Consider the following 2,644-nt stretch of genomic DNA (forward strand, 5'->3'; position numbering starts at 1 on the left):
AGGATTCACTTTATGTTACGGTCTGTTGATTTGCTCGCACTCTCCAAGAGAGTTACTTTGTCACAGGGCTTCAACCTTAGGATTTCTCCACCAGTTGCCTGTCAGCTACCGAGCGTCTTGGCACTTACTCGGGTTGGACTTGCACCAACTAGCAGATAACAGCTTAGCTGGGCACGCTAAAATGGAAAAACCCCGAATAGGTCCACTTTTTTTAAAGTGTCTACTATTCGGGGTTCAGTTCAAAAATCCGTACCACTTTTTATTTAAATAGTTTTACTACACCTTTCCATAAATCTTTTATATGAAACCACAACCATTCAAATATTTCATTTACTTCATTAATATTTCCTGTTACCTCACCAGCTGATGCTAAATATTTTTCTCCATTGATTGTTGTTACATCTCCATTAACTTTTCCTTCAATTCTAATATTTCCATTTTTGACTACGACATCCCCATCTATAACAGTGCCTTCTGGAATTATAGCAGTATCATTTTCAATAATGATTCCTGGATGCATAGTTACCGAAAAGTCATTCTCTTTATTCCAAGATGAAATAATACTACCTAACATTAATATGATAAACAATGAGGCCGCTGATAGAAATGGATGATTTCTAAACCAAGACTTTATTTGAATTCTCTTACTTTGTTTAGGGAGCTTACTCATTACTGCATCCGTGAAATGAACAGGTGCATGTATATGTGAGGTGCTTTGTACTAATGCAATGGTCCTTTTCAATTCATGAAAATGTTCTCTACAATTTTCACATTTTTGAAGGTGGCTCCGTAATTTATGTTCTTCCTCAGTAGATAAATCATCATCAAGATAATTATGCATATATTCAATGATTTCATCTGGACATTTATTCAATGCATTTCACCTCACTTATAAATGTCGAAGCCTTTCCCTCAAAGCTTCTCTTCCTCTATGGATTCTTGTTTTCACTGTTCCTATTGGTAGATCAAGAATTTCACTTATTTCTTTTAATGAAAGTTCCTCTATATATTTAAGTACGATAACGGAACGATATTTTTCGGGTAATTTTAAAATTTCTTTTTGAATTGTTTCTTGTAATTCCATATGTTCGATTTCTTCTTCAGGTAATTGAACATTAGCAGCTACTTGGGAATATAGTGTCAAACCATCAGTACCGGATACTTCGGCATCTAAATAAAAATCAGGCTTTTTTTTCCTGATTCGATCAATACATAAGTTTGTCGCTATTCGAAATAACCAAGTTGAAAATTTACGATCTAATTTATAGCTTGAGATATTTATATATGCTCGTACAAACGCCTCTTGTGCCATTTCTTCTGCCTCTTGTGGATTTCCTAACATCCGGTAACAAATTTGATATACTCTATCTTTATATATTTCAACTATTTCAGCAAAAGAGCTTTTATCTCCCTTGAGCAACTGCTTTATTCTTTTTTTAACTATTTCATCCATTCAATATAACCTCCGCTCTAGCGGCTCATATTAATTACGAATTACTTTTCAATAGGTTTCATTTTTCTTTTTACATTATACTATTAACTTGGAATATGATGTAAGCAATTTTTCTTTATTCTTTGGCACAAAAAAAGAAGTCCAAGATTAGAGAATCTGAACTTCTTTTTCCGTTAATCTATTGAAAATTTTATAATAACGTTTCTCCGAATAATGAACCCATTAATTCCACTGCTACATTAGCTGTTTTATTTTTTTCATCTAAAATTGGATTAACTTCTACAAATTCAGCTGATGTAATAATGCCTGATTCTGCTAGCATTTCCATTGCCAAATGGCTTTCTCGATAGCTAACTCCTCCCATAACTGGAGTTCCGACACCAGGAGTATAAAGAGGATCTAATGCATCTAAATCCAATGATAAATGAACACCGTCCGTTTTATCTTTCAGATATTGAATCGCTTCTTCCATTACAGTTGTCATGCCTAGGCGATCAATTTCATGCATCGTATAAACTTTAATTCCTTTTTCTTTGATTAGTATTTTTTCTCCCTCATCCAAAGAACGAATACCTATTAATACGACATTTTCAAATTTGACTTTTGGTTGATACCCCGCAATATTTGTTAATAAAGGATGACCTAACCCAAGGTTTGCTGCTAATGGCATTCCATGAATATTTCCTGAAGGAGAAGTTTCAACGGTATTAAGATCTCCATGCGCATCATACCAAATGACTCCAAGATTTTTATAATGTTTGGCGATTCCAGCAATTGAGCCGATAGAAATGCTATGATCACCGCCTAATATTAATGGGAAATGATTGTTGCCAACAATTTCGTCAACCTTTTGAGCCAATCGTTCACTTGCATTGACTACAGGTTTTAAATTTCTTAGACCTGTCTCTTGATCAACTGTTCTTTCTCTTCTATTAATTTCTATATCTCCTAAATCTTCAACTTCATAATTTAAACTTTCTAATTTTTCTACAATACCGGCATATCGAATGGCACTAGGACCCATATCAACTCCACGTCGTAACTGACCTAGGTCCATTGGTGCACCAATAATTGAGATTTTCTTTTTCATAGTTGTGTCCCCCTTAAAAATCCTCGTATTGTCAAAAGTTTCTAAGTAAAAACTTACATTTTTATTGATTTAATGCTATTTAAGACAAAAAAACTTGCCAC

3 protein-coding genes are annotated in these 2,644 nt (G+C 34.0%); all 3 read right to left on the reverse strand.

Annotated features, from left to right (window positions below; translation table 11 throughout):
* Nucleotides 1–259 precede the first annotated feature (259 nt).
* Entirely contained in the window at nt 260–874 is a 615-nt protein-coding gene (locus AC3ASS_RS13900) for a zf-HC2 domain-containing protein (protein ID WP_488284106.1), read from the reverse strand.
* Nucleotides 875–889: 15 nt separating this feature from the next.
* A complete protein-coding gene (sigW, locus tag AC3ASS_RS13905) occupies nt 890–1,453 on the reverse strand; it encodes an RNA polymerase sigma factor SigW (RefSeq protein WP_488284107.1) in 564 nt (187 codons plus the stop codon).
* Nucleotides 1,454–1,643: 190 nt separating this feature from the next.
* On the reverse strand, nt 1,644–2,543 hold the full coding sequence (rocF, locus tag AC3ASS_RS13910) for an arginase (RefSeq protein WP_488284108.1): 900 nt from the start codon (nt 2,541–2,543) through the stop codon (nt 1,644–1,646).
* Nucleotides 2,544–2,644: the final 101 nt, after the last annotated feature.

The sequence above is a fragment of the Bacillus sp. JST-5 genome (assembly GCF_057747715.1).

Bases quoted from the DNA above. Each gene is read 5' to 3' on its own strand.
- sigW (WP_488284107.1), bottom strand. From the start codon at position 1,453: ATGGATGAAATAGTTAAAAAAAGAATAAAGCAGTTGCTCAAGGGAGAT.
- rocF (WP_488284108.1), bottom strand. From the start codon at position 2,543: ATGAAAAAGAAAATCTCAATTATTGGTGCACCAATGGACCTAGGTCAG.